The following is a 20,591-nucleotide window of genomic DNA, read 5'->3' on the forward strand; positions in this document are numbered from 1 at the left end:
GGACACGCGCACGTCACTCGACCTTCCGGCATTCGCGGCCGCCGAAGTGCTTGGCCTCGCAGTCCGGACAGATGCCGTGCGTGAACGTGGCGTCGGTGTGCGCGGCGACATAGTTCTCCAGCGCGCTCCAATACCCCGCGTCCTCGCGCACCTTCCGGCACCAGGCGCACAGGGGCAGCAATCCGTTCAAGGTCCGCACGCTGGCCAGCGCCTCCTCCAGCCGGCGGTTCGTTTCGCGCAGCTCCGCCTCGGCCCGACGACGCTCGGCCACCTCCTGCTCGGCGCGCCGCAGCGACTGCCGGATCTGGCGCTCCGCCGCCAGCGTCAGCCACCCCACGCAGGCAAAGAACGCCGTGGCCGTCACCCACTGCGTCACGCTCACCCGGTAGTCGGGCTGCGGCAGCCAGCCGCGGGTTTCCGCGACGATCAGTCCGGCGACCGCGAGCGAGCTCAGGCCCACCATCGCGATCATTCCGCGTCCGCCGAACACGTAGCCGGCGCAGATCACGAGCACGAGGTAGAAGCCCAGCGCGGGCGCGCGAATGGTGCCCAGCATCGCCAGCCCCACCGTCGCCGCGACATAGCAGTAGCCAAGCCAGAACGTCACCCCGGCCTCGAGCCGCCCCCGCCGCACCCACACGTAGGGCACCAGACCCAGCGCGCCCATCACGAGCAGCGTGAGACTAAGCCGCGCCGGGATCCGGTTCCCGACGAGGCCGCCGAGCAGCATGATGATCAGCCACGCCGCGCAGAACAGGTAGCTGAGGTGAAACAGCCGGGCCCGGCGCGTCCGGTTCTCGTCGCCGGGATATTCCGGCGCGGCCACGAGCCCGCGCAGCCCGGCGAGCAGGCCGCCGCGACGCGGCGGTCGCGGTGACGAGGGCACCGGCGCATCGGACGGCGGAGAGGGCAAAGGCATCGCGGGAGGAACGCCCGCAGTCTAGCGCGGCGCGTTCGCCCGCTCCACGCATCGCTTGCGCAATGACCTCTGCGCCTTGCCCTGCTCGCCCCGGCATCGGACTTTCCTTCGCGGCCATTCCCGGGCAACCTGCGGTCATGCTCCGCCGGTTCTTCCGCCTCCTGTATGTCCTCGGTCTCCTGGCCATGAGTTCGTGCGCGAAGCCCGATCTGCCCGCCTCGGTCGTCCGCGCCGGCTCCGAGGAGGAACTCGCCGCCTGCCGCGCCGAGCTCGTCGAGCGTTTCGGCGCCGATCGGCTCGCCGCCTACGACGTCGCCCTCCAGGAACTCCAGCTCGCCGGCATGGACCGCGGCGTCGCCGCCGCCGCCGACCGCGCCGCCGCCATGCGCGCGCAGGTCAACGGCCGGACCGTGCGCGCCGTCGAGATCCTCGGCTGGCAGGCCCGCCGCACGCGCCTGCAGGCCGAGATCAAGGATTTCTCCGAAATGCTCGCGCGCGACCTCGCCCTGCGCGAGAAGACCGCCGCGACCGGCACGCCGCAGGCGGTCACGCACCGCATCGAGAACGAGCAGGACATCCTGGCCAAGCTCCGCCGCCTGCTCGCCGAGGCGGAAGCCAAGCTCGCCGCCTGGGACGCGACCGGACCGGCCAAGGATCGCTCGCCTTGATCCGCCGTTTCTCCATCGCGGCCGCCAGGTCAACGGGCGCCAGGAGCGGACGGTGAAGTTCGACCCGAAAAAGTAGGCCCGCGGAGCGCCCGCCGCCGGATCGGGCGACGGGCGGACGGACGGAAGAGCTACTCGGCCGTCATCGCGACCAGCGGGCTGACCTTCGCCGCGCGGCGCGCCGGAATCCAGCAGGCGAGCAGCCCGACGACGAACAGCAGCGCCACCGCCGCGAGCAGCGTCAGCGGATCGTGCGGGCTGGTCTGGTAGAGCTGCGCCGCGATGAGCTGGGAGAGCGCCAGCGCGGCGAGCACCCCGCCCACCGCCCCGCGCAGCATCAGCCCCATCCCCTCGCCCAGCACCTGGCGCAGGATCGTGCCGATCTCCGCCCCCAGCGCCATGCGCACGCCGATCTCGCGGGTGCGCTGGGCGACGCCGTAGGCCATCACGGAATAGATGCCCGCCACCGTCAGCAGCAGCGCCGTGCCCGTGAGCACGCCGACGATCACGAGCGTGAAGCGGCGCACGGCCAGCGACCGGTCCGCCACCGCCTCGAGCGTGAGCACCGAGGCGACGGGGATGGACGCGTCCATCGCCTTCAACTCGCGCCGGAAAGCCGCCTCGAGCGTCGACGCCGGCAGCGCCGCGCGCAGCAGCCAGTAGGTGCGGAGACGAATCCACGGCACCGCCGGCGGCTCCATCTGGTGGAACGGCACGTAGAGGTCGAAGCTCGGCGCGTCGTCGAGCCGGCCCTGCTTCACGTCCTCCACCACGCCGACGACCTGGAATTTCCGCCGGCCGTCCGCGCGATCCTCGATCTCGATCTCCTGGCCCACCGCGTCCTGATTGGGAAAATATTTCCGCGCCAGCGTCGCGCCGATCACCACGACGAGCGGATGATCCGGATCGTCGGTCTCGGCCAGGAACCGGCCGCCGAGCAGCCGCACGCCGAGAGCCTCGAAAAAGCCCGGCGTGACGAGGCGGTAGTTGGCATTCGGCAGTTCCACGCCCGGCCGCTCCTCCTGCGTCGCCACCTTGAACCGCGTGGTCGCCAGCCCCGGGGCCAGCGGCAGCAGCGAGGTCGCGCCCACCGCCTCGACGCCGGGAATCGCCGCCAGCCGCGCGCGGAATTCCCGCTCGAAACGCCACAGCGCCTCGCGGTCGGGATAGCCGACCTCGGGCTGCGACACGCGCGCGGTGAGCGTGCGTGCCGGATCGGCGCCCGGCCGCTCCCGGCCGACGGCGATGAAGCTGCGCAGGAACAGCCCGCTGCACGCCAGCAGCGCCACCGCGAGCGCGATCTGCACGGTCACGAGCCAGTGCCGCGAACGCTGCACGCCGGCGCCGCCCGTGCTGCCGCGGGTCGAGGTCTGGATCGCATCCCGCAGGTCCGTGCGCGAGAAGGACCACACCGGCAGCAGGCCCGGGAGGATTCCCGCCAGCAGGGAGACCAGCAGCGTGAAGCCGAGCACCGGACCGCTGAAGCCGATCTCCGCCGCCCGCGGCACGCCGGGCGGCAGCAGCGCGAGCAGCTTCGCCAGGCCCGCCTGCGCCAGCAACCCGCCGGCCAGGCCGCCCGCCGCCGTCAGCAGCAGGCACTCGGCGAACAGCAGCCGCAGCAGTTGGAAACGGGAACTGCCGAGCGCCGCGCGGATCGCCAGCTCGCGCCGCCGGCCGATGCCGCGCACGAGCAGCAGACCGGCGAGGTTCGCGCCGGCCAGCAGCAGGAGCGAGCCGACGAGCCCCAGAGCGTGCCGAGCACGGGCCGCACATCGCCCGAGATCTGCTCCGCCAGCGGCACGAGCAGGTTGTGCTCGAAGCGCCCGTAGGTCTCCGGCCGCTCGCCCTTGAGCGCCGCCAGCACGTTCGCCAGGTCGGCCAGGGCCTGCGTGGGCGTCACGCCCGGCTCCAGGCGCCCGACGACGACCAGCGAGTGCACGCCGTTGTGGTTGTGGCGCGTCGCGTCCGCCTCCGGCTGCAGGGGCACGACGACCTCCTTGTTGTAGCCATTCAACGGCACGATGAAACTCGCCGGCATCACGCCGACGATCGTCCGCAGTTCGCCGCTCAGCCGCACCACGCGCCCGACCGCGTCGTCGCGGCCGCCGAAATGTCCCTGCCAGAACTCCTCGCTGATGACCGCCACCTTGGCCGCGCCGGCCGCCTCGTCCGCCGGCGTCAGCAGCCGCCCGCGCACCGGCTTCACGCCCAGCAGCGCGAAGAGGTTCGGCGACACCCGCAGGCCCTGCACCAGCTGGGCCTCGCCGCCGTCGACCAGGTTCGTGTTGAACGACCCGAGCGCGGCCAGCCCGTCGAACGCCCGCGCGCGATCGCGGTATTCGCAGAACTCGGCGAGATTAAAAGGCCCACCTCGCTCGCCGCCGCCGAGCGCACGGCCACGAGCTCCCGCGGCCGTTCGTAGGGCAGCGAGCGCAGCAGCACCGCCTCGACGACGGAGAAGACGGCGGTGTTGGCGCCGACGCCGAGCGCCAGGATGAAGATGAACGCGAGGGAAGTGCCCGGCGTCTTGGCCAGGCTGCGCAGGGCGAACTTGAGGTCGTGGATCATGGGAGGACGGGAGGGCGGGGAAACGGTCGCGCACCGACGCGCGGGTGAAGGACGTCAACCGGGCACGGAAATCCGGACCGCGGTCGCGGAAAGCGGAATGCGACGCGCGGTCGCACAGCGCCGGACGCCGGCGAGCCACACAGTGGCGGCGGTCGGGGCGCGGTCGCGCGCGGCGCCCGGGAGGCGTGGAGGGAAACACTCAACGCCGCCATCCTAGCACCCGGCCCTGACAGCGTGCTGTCAGGAGGAAAACGAACGGACGAACGCGCGGCGTCCCGCTTCCGGTGTGCGCTTAAGGCGCCAGTTCCCGCCGCAACGCCGCGGGACGGTTGGTGGTGAGGCTATCGACGCCGAGGTCGACCCAGTGGCGCGCGACCGCCGCGTCGTCGACGGTCCAGACGTGCAGCTGGAGTCCGGCCGCGCGGATTTGCCGCACGTCCTCCGCCGTGAGCGGCCAGGTATGCTGGAGATCGAGGCCGGTGAAGCCGGCCGCCCGGGCCCGGGCGATCACGGTGCCGAGGTCCGACGCGGGAGGCGCGGCCTCGTGCTTTTCCGGCGCGCGCCAACCGACCAGCCAGAGCGTTGGGACCGCGGGCAGTTTTCGTGCGCCGCGCGGAGCGCGTCGAAGTTGAAGCTGATAAGCGTGACGCGCGAGGCGGCCGCCCCGGCGTGCGCCAGGACCCGCGCGAGCTCCGGCACGATCTCCGGCCCGGTCTTGATCTCGACGAGCAGGCGCTTGCCTTCCGGGACCAGCGCGAGCTGCTCGTCGAGCGACGGCAGGCGTTCGCCGGCGAACTTCGCGTCCTTCCATTTTCCGGCGTCGAGCGTGCGCGCCTCCGCGAAGGTGAGGTCGGCGATCTCGGCGTCGCGCCCGGTGGTGCGGCGGCAGTTGGCGTCGTGCAGCACGATGATGCGCCCGTCCCGGGTCAGGTGGATGTCGGTCTCGACCGCGTCGGCGCCCTCCGCCCAGGCCAGGCGCTCCGACGCCAGCGTGTTCTCCGGCGCCGCGTGCGACGCGCCGCGATGCGCGACGATGGCGGCCGCCGGCAACGACCGGTAGCCGAGGCCCAGGAACAACGCGGTCGCGAGCAGGAGGACTTTCATGGGGAGGAGATGGGGATGATTTCTGCCAGCTTCGCATGGCGCCACGCAACCCCGGTTCTTCGGTGCCCGCTCCGCCCGCCGCCGCCCGGCCCGGCTAGTGCAGCGGGATCTGCGCGAGCAGTTTCCCGGGGTGAAAACCAGCGCGGCCTCGCTCGATGCGGCGAACCGACACCTGGTCGCCAACGACGTCGACGAGGTGCCCGCCGAGCGGACGGAGGAACGAGCCGGTGTTGATCACGGTGAGCGCGGGCCCGACGCGCCAGACGCCCGGGAAGTGCACGTGACCCGTCACGGCCACCTGCGCCGTCGGCCGCTGGGCGCGCGCGAGCGCCGCAGCGCGGGACGGCAGGTCGCGCCAGCAGCGCAGCATCGCCAGCACCTGCCGGGGTGGGAAGAACGTCCGCCACGCCCAGCGGAGATGCGCTCCCCAGCCGCCGGTCGCGAGATCGGGCAGGTTCACCTCCGTCCGCGCGACATGACGGGCGATCCGGAACCGCACGTCCAGGCGGGCAAAGTCCGCCCCGGGATCGAGCGCGAGCTGCGCGGCGACGGCGCGGCGGATCTCGGCCGCGTGCCGGCTCCACGGCGTGAGGTCGTCGAAGCACACGTCGCCGTGCGTCACCCACACGCGACCGCCGGCCGCGAGGTGCTCGTGGGTGGCGCTGATGTCCGGATCGTGGTTGCCCGTCACGAACACCACTTCGGGCACGCGGGCGCGGAAGAAGTCCCGGATCTCGTCCAGCTGCGCGGGCGTCAGGTGGTGCCGCATCTCCACCGTGTCGCCGTTCAGCACCAGCGTGCGCACGCCCGCCAGCAGCGGCTCGAGCTGCCGCCAGTCCCGCACCAGCGTGCGGGCGTCGTGCAGATGCAGGTCGGACAGGACGCGCAGCATCCTGCCATCGAAGCGGCGCGCCGCGGCGGCGCAATCCCGGGCTGCGCGGCGGCTCAGCGCGGCGGATAGGCACCGGGCAGACCCGCCGCGGCGGCCGGCCGGCCGAGCGCCTTCTCCGCCTCGGCGGGCAACGGCACGGCGACGCGGCGCAGCGGGAAATCCGGCTGCAACTCGAAGCGCTTCAGCTCGGGGCTCGCGAACAGCGGGCCCTCGTAATCCGGCAGCGCGCGACCGCTGGCCTCGAAGGCGGGCTGGAGTTTCCGGAGTGCCGCGAGATCGGCCAGGTCCACGGTGTCGTTTTTCGGCGGCACCGGTCCCCAGCTGAGCAGCGGCTGCGCCTGCGTGCCGGCGCGGCGCACGTAGGCGTTGCCGTCGAGCGCGGCGAGCTGCGCGTCGGCGAGCCGATCGCGCACCTTCTCGCTCTGGGTCACGAACAGCAGCGGTCCGCGGAAGTTCGCGTCCGCCGCGAGCAGGTTGTTGAGGAACACGTGGCCGTGCCGCTCGGTGACGTCGGGCCCGGCGCTCGGGTGCCAGCCGAAGTGGTCGCCGACCGCGCTGCGCTCCGTGCGCTCGATCTTCACCACGCTGTTCCAGAGCGTGTTCTGGTAGATGCGGACGTTCGAGCTGTTGAGCACGTGGATGCCGCGGTCGCAGTCGACGAAGACGTTGCCGGCGCAGATCGCGCCCTTCGAGATCTCGAAGAAGAAGCCGTCGTTCGTGCGCTCGACCCAATTGTCCACGAACACGCCGTCGACGTTGCCCACGTCCCACCACACGCCGCTGGCGTTGGGGTTGTCGAGGATGAGGTTGTCGCGCACCACGGCGCGGTAGCTCTGGTTGAAGATCTTGATCGCGGAGGCGAAGTAGCCGGTGATCTTCTCCGCGCTGTTCGTGCGGGTGACGATGCAGCGCTCGATGCGGATGTCGCCGGAGTTGACCACGTAGATGCCCTCGGTGCCGCAGTCGGCGATGAGGCAGCGGCGGAACGCGATGCCGTCGCCGTGGAAGTAGCCCGCCACGCGCGAGCAGAACGAGATCGTGACGTCCTCGAACGTCGAGCCGACGACCTCCTTGCCGAACTCGTCCGGATGCATCTTCCGCCCGGGCTCGACGCCCTCGATCTCGAGCGCGCGATAGGCGTATTGCGTGAACGTCAGGCCGCGGAGGGTGGCGCCGCGCCGGTCGTTGGGCTTGCCGTGCGCGGTGCCCATGGTGCGGACGAGCGCGCTGTCGTGCGCGGTGATCTCGACCATTTTCCCGGCGGGATCGGCGCCGAGGTAGATCCAGGCGTTCTCGTAATCGATGTAGAAAGTGCCCGGTGCGAGATCGTCGAGCTTGCCGACGGAGGCGAGGAGCACGCCGTCGACGAAGACCATGTCGTTGTTGAAGCGGTGCAGGGGCGTCAGCTTCTCGTGGCGGTCGCGCCGCCACCAGTCGGCCGGCGCGGCGGGGAAGAGCTTGGTCCACTTCGTCCGCCAGCGGCCGTCGGCGACCTTCTCCCACTCCGCGGCGACCTCGGTGCCCTTCAGCACCGGTCGCTCGTCGGCGTAAGGCTGCAGCGTCACGCCCTGGCTGAGCACCAGTCCGCCGGTGCGATACGTGCCGCCGCGCAGGACGACGGTGTCGCCCGTCGCCACGCGCTCGATCGCCGCCGCGAGCGTCGTCGGGCGGTCGAGCGCGGCGCCGTCGGCCTCGGGGCGCCCGTCCGGGGCGACAAAGAACACGCGACCGGTCGCCGGCACGTCGTAGTGCCGCGCCTGCGGTCCGTAGGGGCCGCCCGACGGCTGCGCGCACAGCGGGTTCGGAATCGTCGTCAACAGCAGCGCCGCCAGCAACGCGGCGCGCGGGGTCAGCACGCAAGACAGCTTCATGGGGTGAGGAGGTTGACCCAAAGACATGCGTCGCGCCGAGCAAAACCAGCGCCGCGCTGCTCAAACACTAGCGCAACGGGACCGTTGACCGCGGCCGCCGCCGCGCCTCGCTGGAGGCGATGCCGCTGCCCCGCGCCCTGCCCTTCCTCGCCCTCGTGCTGCTGGCGAGTGTCCCGACTTTCGCCACCGAACCGACCGCGGACACCGAGCGCGCGGCGCTCGCCCACCTCCTCGCCTTCGGCCGACCGGCGGCAAACGTGACCGCATCGCCCGACGCGCTCGTCACGCAAATCGCGCGCCATCGCGTCGCGCTGCAGCGCGACGGCGTCCTGCGCGAGCGCACCGCCCGCGCCGCGTGGCGCGATGCCTTCGGCCGCGAACCGGACGCGCCGGAACTGCGCACGGAGGCCGCCTCGCCGCTCACCTACACCGAGCGGATGCAAGCCCACCAGGCGCGCCTGGCCGCGCAACCCGCCGAAGCGCGCGAAGTGATCCGCCGCGCCTACGCCCTCGTGGTCCATCGCGACGCCTACACCGAGGAGTTCGATTACTGGCGTCCGCACGGCGCGCTGACGTTCGTGGCCCTGGTCGCCTGCCTGGAGGATTGGGCGCGGCGCAACCAGCCGGGGCTGATGGTCACGGCCGGCACGCCCACCGTGCCGCTGCGCAGCCGCTTCGTCGCGATCGTGCCGCTCTCGCCCGCCGCGGCCGCCGAGGCGCGCGCCGTCCTCGCCGCGCCCGCCACCGCGCGCGTGCTGGCCGTCGGCGCCGCCGGGTTGCGCAGCGCGGGCGAAATGCACCTCGCGTTGGTCGGCGTCGACTGACACGGATGGACGGCGCCGCCGTTTTCCGCCCTCCGTCATGCTCCCCACCCGCGAAGCCGCCACCGCCCTCCTGCACGCGCACGTCCAGGACCCCTATCAGCGCACGCACGCCGTCATGGTCGCGACCGCCCTCGAAGGCTACGCCGCGCACCTCAACGAACCGGTCAACCTGTGGTTCGTCACCGGCCTGCTCCACGATCTCGACTTCGAGCAGCACCCCGCGGCGCACCCCGGCCCGTCGCTGCAGTGGTTCAAGGAGTGGGACTACCCGCCCGACCTGATCCACGCCGTCGAGGCGCACGCCTACGGCTACAACGCCTTCCAGACGCTCCCGCAGACGAAGCTCGCGGCCGCGCTGCTCGCGACCGACGAGCTCTGCGGCCTCTTCTATGCCTACCGGAAGATGAATCCGATTGCCTACGCCGCGATGAAGCCGGCCTCGATCCTGAAGAAGTTCAAGGAGCCCGCCTTCGCCGCGAAGATCGACCGCCGCGTGATCGAGCTCGGCGTGCAGCACCTCGGCGTCCCGCTCGCCGACCACATCGCGAACGTCGGTCGCTTCCTCGCGCCGCTGGGCTGAGCGGCGCGACGGTTACGCTGCCGCCGGCCCGCGCGGATTCAGCAAGCGCCCCGCGGCGCGCGCGGCGACGAGCATCACGGCCGCGGCGCCGCCGACCAGGGCGGCGTGCAGCAGCCAGAAGTGCACGCCGCTCATCTTCTCGAGCAGGCCGCCGAGCCAGCCGACGAGGTTGTTGCAGGCGAAGAGATGCAGGTAATACACGCCCATGATCGTGCCCGACACGCGCGCCGGGGCGGCGCGCGCATACATGGCGAGGCCGACGGGGAAGACGTTGGCGAAGCCGATGCTGTTGAGCAGCTCGAAGCCGAGCACCCAGCCGATACTCGCCTTCGTCCCGCCGGCCGACGCGAGCGCCGCGCCTGCGAGGCAGAGCGCGCCGCAGGCGCTGATCGCGAGACCGAGCGTGATCTTCACCACTTCGCTCGGCTCCGGGAAGCGCTTGGCCCACCAGCGCCAGAACGCCACCGCGGCGACGAGCGACGACACGCTCACGGTCGCGTCGAGGGTCACGAGCCAGGTCGTCGGCATCGTCCGGCCGAAGAACACCAGGCTGACGTGGTCCGGCACCCAGAGCAGGTAGGCGTTGAAGATCTGTTGGTTCAGCACCGCGCCGACCGCGAGCACCGGCAGCAGGCCGATGAGCACGGCGGTGACGATCCAGTCGTCGCGCGAGAGCGGCTTCTTCTCCGCCGCCGCGGCGCGCGCGGCCGGTTGCTCGGCCGGCAGCCACTTGCGCCCGACGAGGTAGATGACGAGGCCGATGACCATGCCGATGCCGGCGGCGCCGAAGCCGTAATGCCAGCCCCAGACCTCGCCCAGCGTGCCGGTGATGAGCGGCGCGAGGATCACCGCGCCGTTGATGAAGAGATAGTAGATCTGGTAGGCGTCCGCGCGGCGCAGGTCCTCCGCCGCGTAAAGCGCGCTCACCTGGCTGGCGAGGTTGCCCTTGAAGCAGCCGACGCCCAGCAGCAGGCAGAGCAGCGCGAGCAGGAACGTCAGGTCGAACGCCATGAGGAAGTGCCCCACCGCCATCAGCAGCGCGCCGAGCGTGACGGTCTTCGTGCGCCCGAGCCAGCGGTCGGCGATGAATCCGCCCGCGATCGGCGTCAGGTAGACGAGCCCGGTGTAGAGGCCGAAGATCGCGGAGGCGGTCGCGACGACGCTCAGCGCCCCGCCGCCGCCGTAGACGCGCTCGAGCCACGGGCGGAACGCCGCGAAGCCGCCCACGCCCTCGACATGCCCGGGCAGCAGCAGCTGCTTGGTCATGTAGAGCACGAGCAGCGTCTGCATGCCGTAGTAGGAGAAGCGCTCCCAGAATTCCGCGAAGGCGATGTAGCCGAGGCCGCGCGGGTGACCGAGGAAGGCGCGGTCCGCCGAAGCGGCCGCCGCCGGGGGTAAGGGCGTGGAACTCACGGCGGCACGTTTCCGAAACTCCCGCGCGATGGCAAGCTGCGCCGCGCGGAGACCGCCGGAATCCCTTGCCCGTTTTTCGGCCGCGGCAAAACCGATTCGCCGGTTCCACCCTCGGCTCATGACCGCGCCCGCCCTCGCCTCCGCCCTTTCCTTCGTCCTCCCGCCCCTCCCGGCCGAGTTCGTCCAGCGCGTCCGCACGACCGGACGCGACGACTTCGGCCGCGCCGTGCGCGTCATGATCGCCGCGGGCGGCGAGCCGATGCGCGACCAGCTCCGCCGCGCCACGGCGGGCGAGCGCCTGATCCTGTGCAGCTACCAGGCGGTGCCGCTGCCGAGCGAGTTCGCGGAGATCGGACCGGTGTTCATCAGCGCCGACCAGGCGCCGGCCCGCGTGCCGGCCGGCGAGGTGCCGGCGGGCTACTTCAACCGGACGTTCGCGCTGCGCGCCTACGACGCCGGCGATCGCATCGTGCACTCGACCCTCGTCGCGCCGGAGGACGCCCCGGTGGCGTTCCGCGAACTCCTCGCCCGCCCCGGCGTCGCGTATCTGCACGCCCGCTTCGCCGGACACGGCTGCTTCGCGGCGCGGATCGACCGCGCCGGCTGATCCGCGCGCGTCGCGTCACTCGTCGCCGGCGCCGAGCCAGAGGCCCGTGGCCAGGGTCGCGATCAGGAGCGTCGGCACGATGACCCAGGCGGCGTGGATCGGCACGTTCCAATGGTCGATCGCCCAAGCGACCGCGGCGCATTTGGCCAGGATCAGCAGCCACGCCCCCGCGAGAAACCAGCGCATCCGGATCGGATACCTCGCCTCGTCGAGATGGAAGGATAGGTTCACGCGGCCATTTTACGCCCGCCCGGAACCGGCGGCTCCGCATCCGTTGCTCGGCGGCATCCGCCCCGGCGGCCGCCTCGGGGAAAATAGTTCAAATAAACCACCCCGCCCGTGCGTCAAAAGGAGTGCCACCCGTCCGGCCACTCCCATGAAAACACCCCTGCTGCTCGTGTGCGTCGCCACCTGCCTCGGCCTCGGCCGGCTCGCCGCCGACGATGACGCCGCCGTGCTCCTGCCGCCCGACCAGATCGAGACCCTCGTCGCGCCGATCGCCCTCTACCCCGATCCCCTGGTCGCCCTGATCCTCCCGGCGACGACGCATCCCGCCGACGTCGTGCTCGCCTCGCGTTTTCTCGCCAACGGCGGCTCGCCGGAGAACGTCCTTTCGGAGCCCTGGGACGAGAGCGTGAAGGCGCTGACGCGCTACCGCGAGGTCGTCGACTACCTGGACCGCAACCTCGATTGGACGCGCCGCCTCGGCGACTGCTTCATCGACCAGCCCGACGATGTCATGGACGCCATCCAAGCCGTCCGCGCGCGCGCCCGTGCCGCCGGCATGCTCGCCGACACGCCGCAGCAGGAAGTCGTGGTCGGGTCCGACGAGATTTGCATCCTGCCGACCAACCCCACGGTGATCTACGTGCCGCGCTACGACCCGGTCGTGCTGTGCGGCCCGATCGTCGCGCCCTGGTATGCCCGCACCGGGATCACGTTCGGCGTCGCCTATGGCGTCGGGCCGTGGCTGAGCTACGACTGCGACTGGCGCGCCCGGCACGTGCGCATCGCGCACCGGCCGCCGGCCTGGTATTACCAGCCCGACTGGCGCCGGCCGCACCACAGCGCGCCCGACGTCGCGTGGACGCGCTGGACGCCGCCGCCGCGGCACGACCGGCGTTTCGACCGCCACGACGCCGCGCTTGCCCGGCCGCCGCAGTCCGACCGCCGCTGGATCGGCGCCGGCGAGACCCTCGGCCGTCCCGCGCCGGATCGCCGCGGCGACTGGAACCGCTCGCCCGCTCCGTCCGGCGACCGCGACCACCGCAACCGCCCCGACTATGGCAACCGCTCCCGCCGCGAAACCGCCTCACCGGTCGCCAGCGCGCCCGGCGTCGTCGCCACGAGTCCCGCCGTGCCCACCGCCCCCGTCGTCGCGGCGCAGCCACCCACCTCGATTCCGCCCGCCGTGGCGCCGCAGTTCAACGACCGCCGCCGCCCGCCGCGCGGCGAGGACGCCGGCCCGCGCTTCAACCGTCCGCCGCGCTCCGATGTTCGCCCCGGCACGCCGCCGCCTCCGATGACCAATCCCGCCCCCATGACCGCGTCGCCCGTCGGCAGACCGGTGCGGCCGCCGCTGGTGCGCAACGCCCCGGAAGCCGCGCCGGCCCCGGCCGCCGGCCGCGACGACCGCCGCGCCAACGACCGCGGCCGCTGGGACCGTGGCCGCGACCGGCAGCAGCAGAACTAGCCTCCCGCGCTCCGTGCGGCGGTTTCGCCATCCGGCACCGTCCGTCCGGCGCCACGCGGCTCGCGCCGATTGTCCCTAAACCTGGCCCGGTTTCGGCCGATTAATCGAGAGGCCTCATCCCATTCCCTGGTCGCCACCTTCCTCGCCCCCCACGAGAGCGGAGGATGTTGTGGCTGTTGTTCGTCTCCGCATGAAGCTCTCGTCCCAACACAAGATCCTCGCCGGCTTCGCCCTGGTGATGTCCGCCGCCGCCGTGCTCGCGGCCACCGCGCTGCTCCTGCTCCATCGCCTCGACGGACAGATCGACCAACTCGCCGGCACCGCCCCGGGGGCCGGCATCCGCACGCTGCACGAGTCGGTCGCCGCCGGCTACCGCTGGGTGTTCGCGGTCGGCGCCGCGGGCACGCTGATGTCGTGCGCCTGCGTGTGGTGGATCTGGCGGACGCTCTGCCGGCTGCTGCGCGACCTCGCCGGCACGCTCCAGAGCTCATCCAATCAGGTGCTCGCCTCGGCCGGCCGGCTTTCGCAGCGGAGCCAGACCCTGGCCGACCAGGCCCAGCAGGCGGCCGCGCACATCGAGCAGACCGGCTCGTCGGTCGAGGAGCTCTCCGGCACCACCGCGCGCAACGCCGAGATCGCCGCCACCGTCAAGCGCCTGGCCAACGACGCCCACGCCGCCGCCGACACCGGGGCCCTGGACATGAAGGCGCTGGCCGCCGCCATCGCGGAGATCCGCCGGGGCAGCGACGATGTCGCCCGCATCGTCACCACGATCGACCAGATCGCCTTTCAAACCAACATCCTCGCCCTGAACGCCGCGGTCGAGGCCGCCCGCGCCGGCGAAGCCGGGCAGGGATTCTCCGTCGTGGCCGAGGAAGTGCGCGCGCTGGCCCAGCGCAGCGCCGGCTCCGCCCGCGAGACGGCCGACCACATCGCCGTGGCCGTGCAGAAGACGCGCCAGGGCGTCGAGCTGGCGGAGAAGGTCTCGCACGGCCTGGAGCAGATCCTGGCCAACAACCGCCAGCTCGACGGGCTGGCGGCCGAGGTCGCCGCCGCCAGCGCGGAACAGCAGGCGGGCGTCGTGCTGCTCCGCCAGTCCACCCTCGAGATCGACAAGGCCACGCAGGCCAACGCACTCAACGCCCAGGAGACCGCGGCGGACGCCCGCCACCTGCGCGACCACGCGGACCGCCTGCGCCACGCCGTGCTCGCCCTGCAGGAGATCGTCGGGGCGGAGTCGGCCGGGGACGGGGCGTGCCCGGCCGCGCCCGCCGCCACCGCCGCGCTTGCCGCCGAAAGCCCGGCCGCTACGGTCGCGGCATGAAGCCCCGCTCCCGCGCGTTCGTCCTCGGCACCCTGCTTTTCCTCTCCGCCTCCCTGCTCCGCGCCGCCGACGCCGCGCCGACGCCGGAGCAGACCGTCTCCGCCATCAGCGGGCTGCTGCGGGAGTTTCTCACGCGCGTCGACGATCCGGCGATGCACGCGCGGTTCTGGGCCGACGACCTCGTCTACACCAGCGGCAAGGGCGAGGTGAAGACCAAGGCCGAGATCGTGGCCGGCGTCGCCGCCGCCGCGCAGGCCTCCACCGCCGCCACGCCGCGCACGAGCTACGCCGCCGAGGACATCCGCGTGCGCCCCTACGGCGCCTTCGCCGCGCTGAACTTCCGCCTGCTCATCCGCAACCCCGACGGCACGCACTGGTATTCGCGCAACAGCGGCGCCTTCCTCTGGCGCAACGGCCAGTGGCAGGTCGTCACCTGGCAGGCCACGCGCGAGCCGTGAGGCCCGGCGGGCGGCAGGCCGTGGACTGACGGCCGCGGACCGGATCCGCCCGATCGGCGCTCCGGCTTCCGTCCTCCAGCTCAGCCAAGCACCCGCCGCAGCGCGCGGTGGCACGCCGCCATCTCCTCGGGCAGGCCGATGCTGATGCGGGCCCAGTCGAGCAGCGGCGGGAACGGCCGTCCGACCTCGACGCCCTCCGCGCGCATCCGCGCGATGAATTCCGGCGCGGGCATCCCGGTGCGGAAGAAGACGAAGTTGCCGTGCGGCACCGCGCACTCGCGGCCGAGCGCCTTCACCGCGGCGACCAGCGCCTCGCGGCCGGCCTGGATCTTCGCCCGCGTGGCGGCGACGTAGGCCGCATCCTGCAGCGACGCGATCGCCGCCGCGATCGTCACGATGCTCAGGCTGCCGGTCATGCGCGCGCGGAGCGTCACGGCGAGCTTCTCCGGCATCACCGCGTAGCCGAGTCGCATGCCGGCCAGGCCGAAGATCTTCGAGAACGTGCGCGCGACGACGACGTTGCGGCCCTCGACCGCGAGCGGCGCGCAGGTGCGCCCGGCGAAATCGTCCGTCAGCTCCAGGTAGGCCTCGTCGATGAACACCGTCGTGCGCTCCGCCTGCTCGCGCACGAAGCGCTTCAGCTCCGCCGCGTCGCACACGGTGCCGGTCGGGTTGTTCGGGTTGACGAGGTAGATGAGCGAGGTGCGCGGCGTCACCGCCGCGGCCATCGCGGGCAGGTCGTGCTCGAACCGCGCGTTCAACGGCACGCGCACCGCCCGGCCGCCGACGCGGTCGGCGGCGTTGAGCAGCGCCATGTAGCTCGGGTGGGCGGCGACGATCTCGCCCCGCTCCAGGCCGAAGTGGAAGCCGGCCACGTCGAGGATCTCGCCCGAGCCGGCGCCCAGCACGATCTGCTCCGGCCGGCAGCCCTCGCGGCGCGCGATCAGCTCGAGCAGTTCGCGCTCCTCGGCATCGGCGTAGCGGAACGCCCGCTCGTTCGCCGCCTGCGCCATCGCGGCCTTCGCGGAGGCGGCGGGGCCGAAGGGATTTTCGTTGTAGTTGAGCCGGACGAGGCCGGAGGCGACGAGCGAGCGCCGCGGGGCGGCGGCGGGCGTTTGGGCGAGGAGCCGCGCGGGCGAGGCCAGCGCGGCGGCGGCGACGGTCGCGCCGGCGGCTTGCAGCCATTGCCGGCGATTGAGGAGCGTGGTCATGGGGAGGGGCGGGGGAAAATCGTCCGGACCGCGCCTCCCGCCACGCTCAACCCGGCGTGACGGGCGGCATGGCGTGCGGGTGGTCCTTCATCTGGTCGTTCGCGCAGTCGGCGCAGATGCCGTGGGTGAAGCGGATGCGGTCGCGCTTCTCGAAATATTCCTCCACCTGCTGCCAGTAGCCGTCGTCGTCGCGGACCTTCTTGCACCAGGCGCAGATCGGCAGGAGGCCCGACAGCGTCTCCACCTCCGCGCGCGCGCTGGAGAGCTCCTCGTGGCGCTGCTGGAGGTTGGCGATGAGGAGCGCCACGAACAGCGCCACCATGAAGAAGCTCACCTCGAGGTCGCCGAGGATCTGGATGGCATCGGCCACCTTGCTCCAGTCCCACCACGCCGACGCGAGGGCGAGCCCCATGCGCACGAGGTGGAAGGCGGCGTGCGCGAGGAAGACGTTCGCCGGCGCGACCGGCGAACGCCAGAAGAAGCCCGGCGCCTGCCGCAGCGAGAGGAAGGCCGAGACGGACAGCGCGCTCCAGATCGCGCCGTTGCAGAAGAGCCGCCACGGCGTCTTCTGCCCGAGCCAGAGGAAGAAGATCAGCGCCGCCGCGTGGAAGAGCACCACGCCGTTCAGCAGCAGCCACGGCCGCGTCTGCCTGGCCGTCGTGCGCGCGCCCAGCACGAGCGTCACGTGCCCGACGGTGACCATCAGCGTCGGGAAAAAGCGGCCGATAGTCTCCGAGACCTGCGGGCGCATGGCGAAGAGCACGTCCGCCGCCATCATCGTCCACGCCGCGATCATCCAGGCCCGCATCGCGGGCGAGCGGCCCTGCGTCCGCCAGTAGTGGGTGGTCAAGCCGGCCAGAATCACGCTGATGACAATGTTCGTCAGGTAGATCGTCGATTCTTGGTCCATGGCCCGGGTTGCCGGTCAGCTTGCAGCCCGCCGCCCGCTTGGAAAGCGGTTAATTGCCCGTTCCGCCCCGGCCTCTTCGCCGGGGTGGCGCCCGGCGGCGCTCAGGCGAGGTCGCGCGCGTAGTAGCGCAGCGGCTCGTGTTTCGGCGGCAGCGTGATCTCGCGCTCGAAACGCAGGCCGAGCTTCTCGAGCACGCGGATCGACGCGGCGTTGCCCGCCAAGGTGATCCCGGCGATGCGGCGCAACCCGAAGGCCTCGCGTCCGTGCGCCACCACCGCCGCCGCCGCCTCGCCGGCGTAGCCGAGCCCGCAGTGCTCGGGCAGGAAGGCGAAGCCGACGTCGACATCCGGCACGGTATCGCGCCGCAGCAGACCGCACATGCCGACCGGCGCACCGTCCGGGCGCCGCGCCACGTGATACAGCCCGAGGCCGTCATGCCGCGCGTAGCTCGCGAGCGGCCCGGCCGTGAGGTAGCGCCGCGCGTCCTCCTCCGTGCGCACCCCGCGGTCGCCGATGAAGGCGAGCCAACCGGGCGTGTTCAGCAGGGCGACGATGAAGGGTGCATCCTCGAGCGTGAAGCGGCGCAGCCGCAGGCGGGGGTTTCGAGCAGCATGGGAAAACGTCGGTGCGCCGCACCCGGAGTCAACGGCCGCGCAGCAGCGCGCGGGTCAGGACCACGTGTCCGAACAAGGCGCCGCCCACGCAGACCGGCCCGATCAGCGCGTAGGGCAGGTGGAACGCCAGCAACAGCGGCGGTTGCTGGTCCCAGCCGACGGGCAGCGGCGAGGAGAGCACGGCCACCCGGATGACGTTCAGCAGGAGCAGGAGACCGACCACGTTGGCGCCCCAGGCCACGCCCCGCCGCCGCGCCACGAACGGCGCCGCGCCCAACGCCACGAGGCCCGCCACGATGTCCCAGTTCTGCCCCGTCCAGGTCATGGTCGCCGGGATCGTCCCCTGCCCCGCCCACGCGTGCAGCACGAGCTCGAGCGGCAGACGGAACGCCTGGAATGCCACCAGCGCGGTCAGCGGCACCGCCCCGGCGAAGCGCGCGCCGAGCGGCGACAGGCCCGCGCCGACCGACACGAGGAAGATGCCGCCGAAGAACACCGGCAGCCCGTGCAGCGGCAGCGCGGCGAGCTTCCCGCTCGCCACCCCGGCCGCCAGCAGGCCGATCCACGCGCCCAGTCCCAGCGCGACGCCGAGGAACCGGCCGCGCGCGTCCGCGAAGGCGCGCTGCGCGGCGGCGAGGAAGGCGAGTAGGACGCCGATGACGACGACCAGGAAGGCGGCCACCGAACCGGGGCTGGCGGGCGTGAATTCCATGGCGCCGGACTCCAGCGGCCCCCACCGCGTCAGGCAAACCCCAAGCACGGATTCTAGCCGGAAGGCGAAACGGCGGGCGCGGCCTTGCCGGCCGCCTGCCGCCGGCCATGCTCGCGGGCGTGAAGAAGCCGACCGCCGAGCAACGCCAGCGCATGTGCACGCGGAAGCGCCGCTACCGCACGCAGGCGGACGCGCTCGATGCGGCGCTGCTCGCCGGCGTCGCGCGGCAGCGCAGCGCCTACCGCTGCCCGCTCTGCGGGCTCTGGCACCTCACGAGCGCCTGACGCGCCCGCGCTCAGGCCAGCGTCGCCGTGAGCGAGATCTCGGCGTTGAGCACGCGCGAGACCGGGCAGTTGGCCTTCGCCTTGGCCGCGATCTCCTGAAACTTCTCCGGCGTGATGCCCGGCACCTGCGCCTTCAGGGTCAGGTGCGAGGCGGTGATCGTCCAGCCCTTCGGCGGGACGTTGTCGAAATTCAGCTCGGCGCTCGACTCGAGCCGCGCCGGCGTGAAGCCCGCCTCGCCCAGCGCGGCGGACAACGCCATCGCGAAGCAGCCCGCGTGGGCCGCGGCGATGAGCTCTTCGGGGTTGGTCCCGGCGCCCGACGCGAAGCGCGAGCCGAACGAATACTCGGTGTTCTTCAACGCGCCTCCCGGCGCGGTCAGCGAGCCCTTGCCTTCCTTGAGCGAACCTTGCCAGACGGCGGATGCGGTGCGTTTCATGCTCGCGATCGCCGCCGGAATTTTCGTTTTCGCAAGCCGCGGCCCGCTTGCCAGCGCCGCGACCGCTCCTCAACCTGCGCGCCGTGCGGGCCTCCGTCCTCGTCCTTTTCCTGTCGCTCTCCGCGCTGCTCGCCGGCTGCGGCAGCCTGGTGTTTCACCTGCCCGGTCACTCGGCGCGGCAGCACACCGCGCCGCTCCAACTCGCCCCGGGCGCGCGCCAGCTCGCGCTCGAGACGCCCGCGCGCCTGCCCGTCCCGGGCGGCTTCGCCCTGGGGCTGGTGAGCGAGGATCCCGCGATCGCCGCAGTCGAGACGCGCGACGGCGCCGGCGGCGCCTCCACCTGCACGCTCGTGGCCCGCGCGCCGGGCGAGACGACCGTGCACTACGTCAACCGCTTCACCGTGCCGCGCGACGAGGCCGCCGTCGCCGCCCTGCCGCGCGAGGAGTTGCGCGAGCGCTCGCTCGGCGCCTTCCGCGTGACCGTCCGCTGACCATGCGCCGCTGGCTCGCCCTCGCCCTCGCCTTCACCCTGGCCGCCTCGCTCCGCAGCCAGGAGGAAAACCCCGCCGCCGCACCGGCCGAGGAGGCCGCCGCGCCCGAATTCAAGGCCCGGCCCGTGCAGAACCTCCTCGAGGCGCAGGTCGAGCTGCACCGCCGCGGCTTCTCCTGCGGCTCGATCGACGGCGTGCGCGGCGCGCAGACCGCCGCCGCCCTCAAGGCCTTCCAGCGCAGTCTCGGCCTGCGGGAATCCGGCGAGCTCGACCGGGCCACCCGCGAGGCGCTCGTGCTGGACGAGGAGCCGCTGGGCGAGCACACGCTCACGGCCGAGGAACTCGCCTCGCTCCACCCGGTGCCGGACACCTGGGTGGGCAAGTCCGAGCTGGAGCGCCTCGGCTACGCGACGGCGATCGAGCTCGTCGCCGAGCGCCACCGCGCGAACCCGAAGCTGCTGCGCCAGCTCAACCCCGACGTGAACTGGGACGACCTGCTCCCCGGCGCCGTGCTCAAGGTCCCGAACGTCGGCACCGTGATCCTCGACGTCCGCGCCGCGCTGCTCCACGTGCGGCTCGCCGAGCGCGAGCTCAACGTCACCGACGCCGACGGGAAGATCGTCGCCCATTTTCCGGTCAGCATCGCGAAGATGGCGGAGAAGCGCCCCGTCGGGCAGCTCACGATCAAGGTCGTGATCCCCGACCCGAACTACACGTTCGATCCCGCGGTGTTCCCCGAGTCGGCCGAGGCGCAGACGCTCGACCACAAGCTGATCTTGCCGCCGGGGCCGAACAATCCCGTCGGCGTGGCCTGGATCGGCCTCGATCGCCCGGGCTACGGCATCCACGGCACGCCCGAGCCGGAAAAGGTCGGCCGCACCGAGTCGCACGGCTGCTTCCGCCTCGCCAACTGGGACGCGCGCACGCTGCTCGCGCTGGTCGAGGTCGGGATGCCGGTGATCGTCGAGCCCTGACCGCATCGGGGATTTTCCCGAGGACGGCGCCGCCAAGTGG

The 20,591-nt window shown here is 72.4% G+C and carries 25 protein-coding genes; 10 read left to right on the forward strand and 15 right to left on the reverse strand.

What is annotated here, in order from left to right:
* Positions 1–13: 13 nt before the first annotated feature.
* Positions 14–919 carry a hypothetical protein gene (locus ACMYLB_RS18185; protein ID WP_415908358.1) on the reverse strand — a complete coding sequence of 302 codons (906 nt, stop codon included), beginning with the start codon at positions 917–919 and terminating at the stop codon, positions 14–16.
* 137 nt (positions 920–1,056) lie between these two features.
* Here ACMYLB_RS18185 and ACMYLB_RS18190 point away from each other — a divergent pair, with 137 nt between their 5' ends.
* Positions 1,057–1,587, forward strand: coding sequence for a hypothetical protein (locus tag ACMYLB_RS18190; RefSeq protein ID WP_415908359.1), 531 nt, complete (start codon positions 1,057–1,059; stop codon positions 1,585–1,587).
* 128 nt (positions 1,588–1,715) lie between these two features.
* On the opposite strand, the gene ACMYLB_RS18195 is transcribed toward ACMYLB_RS18190, so the two are convergent.
* The 7 genes from ACMYLB_RS18195 to ACMYLB_RS18225 form a co-directional block, all read right to left on the reverse strand.
* Positions 1,716–3,272 carry an FtsX-like permease family protein gene (locus ACMYLB_RS18195; RefSeq protein ID WP_415908360.1) on the reverse strand — a complete coding sequence of 519 codons (1,557 nt, stop codon included), beginning with the start codon at positions 3,270–3,272 and terminating at the stop codon, positions 1,716–1,718.
* Positions 3,170–3,835: an ABC transporter permease gene (locus ACMYLB_RS18200; protein ID WP_415908361.1), complete on the reverse strand. Its 666-nt coding sequence runs from the start codon at positions 3,833–3,835 to the stop codon at positions 3,170–3,172. The genes ACMYLB_RS18195 and ACMYLB_RS18200 overlap by 103 nt, the downstream gene beginning before the upstream one ends.
* Positions 3,787–4,152, reverse strand: coding sequence for a hypothetical protein (locus tag ACMYLB_RS18205; RefSeq protein WP_415908362.1), 366 nt, complete (start codon positions 4,150–4,152; stop codon positions 3,787–3,789). Before ACMYLB_RS18205 ends, ACMYLB_RS18200 begins: the two co-directional genes overlap by 49 nt.
* Before the next feature lie 292 nt (positions 4,153–4,444).
* Positions 4,445–4,663, reverse strand: coding sequence for a glycerophosphodiester phosphodiesterase family protein (locus ACMYLB_RS18210; protein ID WP_415908363.1), 219 nt, complete (start codon positions 4,661–4,663; stop codon positions 4,445–4,447).
* Positions 4,660–5,256, reverse strand: coding sequence for a glycerophosphodiester phosphodiesterase family protein (locus ACMYLB_RS18215; protein WP_415908364.1), 597 nt, complete (start codon positions 5,254–5,256; stop codon positions 4,660–4,662). Before ACMYLB_RS18215 ends, ACMYLB_RS18210 begins: the two co-directional genes overlap by 4 nt.
* A gap of 94 nt (positions 5,257–5,350) precedes the next feature.
* Entirely contained in the window at positions 5,351–6,148 is a 798-nt protein-coding gene (locus ACMYLB_RS18220; protein WP_415908365.1) for a metallophosphoesterase, read from the reverse strand.
* A gap of 53 nt (positions 6,149–6,201) precedes the next feature.
* Positions 6,202–8,019: a right-handed parallel beta-helix repeat-containing protein gene (locus ACMYLB_RS18225; protein WP_415908366.1), complete on the reverse strand. Its 1,818-nt coding sequence runs from the start codon at positions 8,017–8,019 to the stop codon at positions 6,202–6,204.
* A gap of 119 nt (positions 8,020–8,138) precedes the next feature.
* Between ACMYLB_RS18225 and ACMYLB_RS18230 the strand changes: the two genes are divergently transcribed.
* On the forward strand, positions 8,139–8,843 hold the full coding sequence (locus tag ACMYLB_RS18230) for a hypothetical protein (RefSeq protein ID WP_415908367.1): 705 nt from the start codon (positions 8,139–8,141) through the stop codon (positions 8,841–8,843).
* 37 nt (positions 8,844–8,880) lie between these two features.
* A complete protein-coding gene (locus tag ACMYLB_RS18235) occupies positions 8,881–9,423 on the forward strand; it encodes an HD domain-containing protein (protein ID WP_415908368.1) in 543 nt (180 codons plus the stop codon).
* Between the two features lie 12 nt (positions 9,424–9,435).
* Here ACMYLB_RS18235 and ACMYLB_RS18240 read toward each other — a convergent pair whose 3' ends face one another.
* Complete coding sequence (locus ACMYLB_RS18240) at positions 9,436–10,836, reverse strand: peptide MFS transporter (protein ID WP_415908369.1); 1,401 nt, start codon at positions 10,834–10,836, stop codon at positions 9,436–9,438.
* A gap of 118 nt (positions 10,837–10,954) precedes the next feature.
* Here ACMYLB_RS18240 and ACMYLB_RS18245 point away from each other — a divergent pair, with 118 nt between their 5' ends.
* Positions 10,955–11,443 carry a DUF1203 domain-containing protein gene (locus ACMYLB_RS18245; protein WP_415908370.1) on the forward strand — a complete coding sequence of 163 codons (489 nt, stop codon included), beginning with the start codon at positions 10,955–10,957 and terminating at the stop codon, positions 11,441–11,443.
* A 15-nt stretch (positions 11,444–11,458) separates the two neighbouring features.
* Here the strand turns inward: ACMYLB_RS18245 and ACMYLB_RS18250 are convergent, their stop codons facing one another.
* On the reverse strand, positions 11,459–11,674 hold the full coding sequence (locus tag ACMYLB_RS18250) for a hypothetical protein (RefSeq protein ID WP_415908371.1): 216 nt from the start codon (positions 11,672–11,674) through the stop codon (positions 11,459–11,461).
* Between the two features lie 145 nt (positions 11,675–11,819).
* Between ACMYLB_RS18250 and ACMYLB_RS18255 the strand changes: the two genes are divergently transcribed.
* The 3 genes from ACMYLB_RS18255 to ACMYLB_RS18265 all read left to right on the forward strand — a co-directional run bounded on the left by ACMYLB_RS18255 (position 11,820) and on the right by ACMYLB_RS18265 (position 14,918).
* Entirely contained in the window at positions 11,820–13,136 is a 1,317-nt protein-coding gene (locus ACMYLB_RS18255; protein ID WP_415908372.1) for a DUF3300 domain-containing protein, read from the forward strand.
* A 190-nt stretch (positions 13,137–13,326) separates the two neighbouring features.
* Entirely contained in the window at positions 13,327–14,460 is a 1,134-nt protein-coding gene (locus ACMYLB_RS18260; protein WP_415908373.1) for a methyl-accepting chemotaxis protein, read from the forward strand.
* On the forward strand, positions 14,457–14,918 hold the full coding sequence (locus ACMYLB_RS18265; protein ID WP_415908374.1) for a DUF4440 domain-containing protein: 462 nt from the start codon (positions 14,457–14,459) through the stop codon (positions 14,916–14,918). Before ACMYLB_RS18260 ends, ACMYLB_RS18265 begins: the two co-directional genes overlap by 4 nt.
* Positions 14,919–14,998: 80 nt before the next feature.
* Here ACMYLB_RS18265 and ACMYLB_RS18270 read toward each other — a convergent pair whose 3' ends face one another.
* From ACMYLB_RS18270 to ACMYLB_RS18285, 4 genes are all read right to left on the reverse strand, one after another.
* Positions 14,999–16,129, reverse strand: coding sequence for a pyridoxal phosphate-dependent aminotransferase (locus ACMYLB_RS18270; RefSeq protein ID WP_415908375.1), 1,131 nt, complete (start codon positions 16,127–16,129; stop codon positions 14,999–15,001).
* Positions 16,130–16,175: 46 nt separating this feature from the next.
* The gene (locus ACMYLB_RS18275; protein WP_415908376.1) at positions 16,176–17,039 is read right to left on the reverse strand and encodes a hypothetical protein; all 864 of its coding nucleotides are present in this window, start codon (positions 17,037–17,039) and stop codon (positions 16,176–16,178) included.
* A 101-nt stretch (positions 17,040–17,140) separates the two neighbouring features.
* Complete coding sequence (locus ACMYLB_RS18280; RefSeq protein ID WP_415911115.1) at positions 17,141–17,632, reverse strand: GNAT family N-acetyltransferase; 492 nt, start codon at positions 17,630–17,632, stop codon at positions 17,141–17,143.
* A 49-nt stretch (positions 17,633–17,681) separates the two neighbouring features.
* Positions 17,682–18,365 carry a hypothetical protein gene (locus ACMYLB_RS18285; RefSeq protein WP_415908377.1) on the reverse strand — a complete coding sequence of 228 codons (684 nt, stop codon included), beginning with the start codon at positions 18,363–18,365 and terminating at the stop codon, positions 17,682–17,684.
* A 119-nt stretch (positions 18,366–18,484) separates the two neighbouring features.
* Here ACMYLB_RS18285 and ACMYLB_RS18290 point away from each other — a divergent pair, with 119 nt between their 5' ends.
* Positions 18,485–18,649: a hypothetical protein gene (locus ACMYLB_RS18290; RefSeq protein ID WP_415908378.1), complete on the forward strand. Its 165-nt coding sequence runs from the start codon at positions 18,485–18,487 to the stop codon at positions 18,647–18,649.
* An 11-nt stretch (positions 18,650–18,660) separates the two neighbouring features.
* Here the strand turns inward: ACMYLB_RS18290 and ACMYLB_RS18295 are convergent, their stop codons facing one another.
* The gene (locus ACMYLB_RS18295) at positions 18,661–19,086 is read right to left on the reverse strand and encodes an OsmC family protein (RefSeq protein WP_415908379.1); all 426 of its coding nucleotides are present in this window, start codon (positions 19,084–19,086) and stop codon (positions 18,661–18,663) included.
* An 83-nt stretch (positions 19,087–19,169) separates the two neighbouring features.
* On the opposite strand from ACMYLB_RS18295, the gene ACMYLB_RS18300 reads away from it, so the two are divergent.
* Positions 19,170–19,577, forward strand: a complete 408-nt coding sequence (locus ACMYLB_RS18300; RefSeq protein ID WP_415908380.1) for a hypothetical protein — start codon at positions 19,170–19,172, stop codon at positions 19,575–19,577.
* Positions 19,578–19,579: 2 nt separating this feature from the next.
* A complete protein-coding gene (locus ACMYLB_RS18305) occupies positions 19,580–20,551 on the forward strand; it encodes a L,D-transpeptidase family protein (RefSeq protein WP_415908381.1) in 972 nt (323 codons plus the stop codon).
* Positions 20,552–20,591 lie beyond the last annotated feature (40 nt).

Origin of the sequence: Oleiharenicola sp. Vm1 (assembly GCF_047777955.1) — a bacterium.
In the GTDB taxonomy this organism is placed as follows: domain Bacteria; phylum Verrucomicrobiota; class Verrucomicrobiia; order Opitutales; family Opitutaceae; genus Didemnitutus.